Genomic DNA, 3,570 nt, shown 5'->3' with positions numbered 1-3,570 from the left:
CCTGCCGTGATCGTGGGCCACCCCGGGTGGGGCGAGATGGTGTTCCTCAAGGAGGTCTTTCCGAACGCCCGCCAGGTGGCCTTCGCCGAGTTCTTCTACCACGCCCACGGATACGACGTCGGCTTCGACACCGAGTTCATTCCGCTGGACGCCGAGGCGCCGTTCCGGACCAAGGCCAAGAACGCGATCATGTCGCTGACCTACAGCGAGGCGGACGCCATCGTGGCCCCTACCCGGTTTCAGGCTGACTCCCTGCCGCCCGCGTTCCGGCCTCGCGCCCGGGTGATCCATGAAGGCGTCGACGTCGAGGCGATCCGCCCCGGGCCGCCAGAGCCCTTCGAGCTGCCCGATGGGCGGCGGATCTTGCCGGGAACACCGGTCATCACCCACGTCAACAACGCCATGGAGCCCCTGCGCGGCCTGCACATCGTCGCCCGCGCCCTGCCCCGGCTGCTGGCGGAGGTCCCGGACGCCCAGGTCCTGCTGATCGGAAATCCCGGTCGACGCGCCTATGGCGGCAATCCGCCTGAGGGGAAAACCTGGAGGGATGTCTGTTTCGAGGGCGTGGACTACGACCCGGCACGGGTTCACTTCCTCGGCGCCCTGCCGCACGCGGCCATGCTCCAGGCGCTGCGCCTGGGAACCGCCCACGTCTACTACAGCTATCCCTTCGTCCTCTCCTGGTCGCTGGTCGAGGCGATGGCGGCTGGCTGTTATGTGATTGGATCTGACACAGCGCCGTTACATGACGCCATCACCGATGGCGTCAACGGCCGCCTCCTGCCGTTCTTTGACGTCGCAGCGCTCTCCGAGGCCCTGATCCATGCCTGCCGGAATCCGGCAGTTTCGATGGCGATGCGAATGGCCGCGCGGCGGACAGCGGTGGAGCGGTTCAGCGCCGCCAGTGGCCGGGCCGCCTGGCTGGCCCTGCTCGCCGAACAGGGCCTCTCAATCCCCGCAGCTTAGCCGCACCGCACCGCGCTGATCAGCCCCGTCGCCGCGTCGAAGATGAAGTTGAGACGGGTCTCGTCCGCGTCCGTGGCCACCGGACAGGTCGCGCAGGTCACCCGATGATGTTCAGGCCGGATCGGCACCGGAACCTCTGCGCGCGGACGACCCACCAGATGCTGCAGCTCTGCGGCCCCGCAGGTGTCCAGTGCCGCGGCCACCGTCGGCGGAGACTTTGCGGTCGTGGCGACAGGCGGCGCCGCAGGAGCCGGTGGGGTCGAGCAGGCGATCAGGGCCGCCATCAACACCACAGCCGCAAGGCCTCTTACCCCTGCTTTTCCCAACCCCGCGCCCCCTGCCGCCAGTAGGTCGCCGGAAGGCCCCGCGCCTGAATGGACTTCCACTGCCCCCGCGCGATCTGCAGTTGCGTCTCGTCCGCGCCGTCGAACAGCACCACGCACCGCTGGTATCCGGAGAGATCGCCGGGCTCGGCGCCATCCACCAGAAACAGCGCCTCGGCCGCGTTGGGTCGTTCCTCTCCCGTGGTCAGCAGGATGGGCTGACGCGCCGGGTCCGGCTCCTCCGCCGGGGCATGCGGCAGGAAGCTGTCGTCGCGATAGCTCCAGAGCCAGGCGTCGAAATGGTCGATCCGCGACGAGGTTGCGGTGCGGACCACGGCTTTCCAGCCCTTCTGAAGGGTCTTTTCCAGAAGCTCGGGCAGCGCCTGATCCAGCCCGGTCTGCTCCAGGTGATAGAACCAGACCTCGCAAACGCCTGCGTCAGCCAAGGCGCGGCTCCAGGCGCCCGGCCAGACCCTCGATCGCCGTGGCCACCGCCTCCACATGGGTCAGCATCGCCAGATGGTGCATCGGCAGGCGCACAAGGGGCCAGCCCTGCCGGGTCGCCAGCCGCCCCTCCTCGTCGTAGGCCCCGCTCAGCTGGAGATAGGCTGCAGGCCGCGAGATCTGCGTGTCAGGCGCCGCCTCCTCGAAGTAGGCCAGCGGCAGAGGTTCCAGTTCCGACGTGAGCGCCTCGCGCACGGCCTCGTCCGGCAACAGGCGTTGCAGCGCGCCGGGCGGCCACCAGGCGTCCCAGGCCGGCAGCATCCCGAACTCGGCGCCGTCACGCAGGCTTTTGGCCAAGGGGGGCGGCGCTGTGTCGAACCAGCTGCGCCCGGGATGCGGCAGGATGGCGTCCACGAAAATGAAGCCCTGAACGGCGCCGGACGCCGCCTCCAGCGCCGGCGCCAAGGCCCCTGCCCCACTGTGCAGCACCACGATGGTCGGCGTCTCGCCCAGCTCTGCGGCCATGCCCAGCGCCAGACTGCGATAGAAATCGCCGCTCAGGTCGCCCAGTTTCGGCCAGGCCGGAGCCGTGACCTCCCGGCCGCGCGCCCGCAGACCCTGCGCCACGCCCCGCCAGCTCAGGTCGCCCAGCAGGGGGCTATGCAACAGGGCAAGGGGCGTGGGCACGGCGGTATCAGCCCTCGTACCGGTCCTGGACCATTCGATTGAGCAAGCGCACGCCATAGCCGGTGGCGCCGTCAGGGCTGGTGGGCGTGGACGACGGCTTGCTCCAGGCCGTGGACGCGATGTCCAGGTGCGCCCAGGGCAGGCCGTTCACATATCGCTGCAGGAACAGCGCCGCGGTGATCGAGCCACCCGGCCGGCCGCCGGTGTTCTTCATGTCGGCGATCATGGAGTCGATCTGCTTGTTGTAGGCCTCCGGCAGCGGCATGCGCCACAGCCCCTCGTTCTCAGCCGACGCCGCCGCCAGCAGATTGGCGCTCAGCTCGTCATTGTTGGAGAAGCAGCCGGCGTAGTCATTGCCCAGCGCAATGATGATCGCCCCGGTCAGGGTCGCCAGATCCACCATGAACTTCGGCTTGAAGCGGTCCTGGCAGTACCAAAGGGCATCGGCCAACACGAGACGGCCCTCCGCGTCGGTATTGACCACCTCGATGGTCTGGCCCGACATGCTGGTCAGCACATCGCCCGGGCGATAGGCGTTGCCATCGGGCATGTTCTCCACCAGCCCCAGAATGCCGATGGCGTTCACCTTGGCCTTGCGGCCGGCCAGGGTGTGCATGAGACCTGAAACGGCGCCGGCGCCGCCCATGTCCCACTTCATGTCCTCCATGTTTTCGGCCGGCTTGATCGATATACCGCCCGTGTCGAAGCACACGCCCTTACCGACAAAGGCCACAGGTTGGGCCGTCTTGTCGTCGGCGCCGTACCACTTGATGATCGCCAGGCGGCTCTCGCGAATGCTGCCCTGGCCGACGGCCAGCAGGGATCCCATGCCCAGCCTGGTCATCTCGGGCTCACCCAGGATCTCGACCTCCAGACCCAGGCTCTCCAGCGCCTTGACCCGCGCTGCAAACTCGGCCGGGAACAGCACGTTCGGCGGCTCCGAGACCAGATCGCGGGTGAAGCTGATCCCGTCGGCCAGCGCCGACAGCGGCCCGAACGCCGTCAGGGCGGCGTCAGGCGCGCTGGTCGCGACCTCGGCCTTGACGATCGAGGGCTTCTTTTCGGCCTTTTCCTTGGTCCGGTACTTGTCGAACCGGTAGCCGGCCAGCCGCAGGCCCAGAGCAGCATGAGCGGCCAGTTCGGCGTCGCC

5 protein-coding genes are annotated in these 3,570 nt (G+C 68.4%); 1 reads left to right on the top strand and 4 read right to left on the bottom strand.

All coding sequences use genetic code 11. From position 1 onward, the window contains the following. Nucleotides 1-966, top strand: a 966-nt coding sequence (locus ACIQ42_RS17165; protein ID WP_397423453.1) for a glycosyltransferase, incomplete at its 5' end; no start/stop codon positions are given. On the opposite strand, the gene ACIQ42_RS17160 is transcribed toward ACIQ42_RS17165, so the two are convergent. The 4 genes from ACIQ42_RS17160 to ACIQ42_RS17145 all read right to left on the bottom strand — a co-directional run. Continuing rightward, entirely contained in the window at nucleotides 963-1,250 is a 288-nt protein-coding gene (locus ACIQ42_RS17160) for a peptidase inhibitor I78 (protein ID WP_397423452.1), read from the bottom strand. The genes ACIQ42_RS17165 and ACIQ42_RS17160 overlap by 4 nt on opposite strands. Before the next feature lie 23 nt (nucleotides 1,251-1,273). Then, nucleotides 1,274-1,735 (bottom strand): DNA polymerase III subunit chi, encoded by a 462-nt coding sequence (locus ACIQ42_RS17155; RefSeq protein ID WP_397423451.1) that lies wholly within the window; start codon nucleotides 1,733-1,735, stop codon nucleotides 1,274-1,276. After that, the gene (locus tag ACIQ42_RS17150; protein ID WP_397423450.1) at nucleotides 1,728-2,420 is read right to left on the bottom strand and encodes a hypothetical protein; all 693 of its coding nucleotides are present in this window, start codon (nucleotides 2,418-2,420) and stop codon (nucleotides 1,728-1,730) included. Before ACIQ42_RS17150 ends, ACIQ42_RS17155 begins: the two co-directional genes overlap by 8 nt. A 7-nt stretch (nucleotides 2,421-2,427) precedes the next feature. Further along, nucleotides 2,428-3,570 (bottom strand): leucyl aminopeptidase (locus ACIQ42_RS17145; RefSeq protein WP_397423449.1); only part of this gene is annotated, 1,143 nt, incomplete at its 5' end.

The sequence above is a fragment of the Phenylobacterium sp. genome (genome assembly GCF_044372605.1).
Classification (GTDB): domain Bacteria; phylum Pseudomonadota; class Alphaproteobacteria; order Caulobacterales; family Caulobacteraceae; genus Phenylobacterium.
Note: the sequence above shows the minus strand (reverse complement) of the source record. Positions and strands in the feature narration are given on the sequence as shown.

What these genes read in the sequence shown, in the direction of transcription:
- ACIQ42_RS17160 (WP_397423452.1), bottom strand. Translation starts at nt 1,250, where the DNA reads ATGGCGGCCCTGATCGCCTGCTCGACCCCACCGGCTCCTGCGGCGCCG.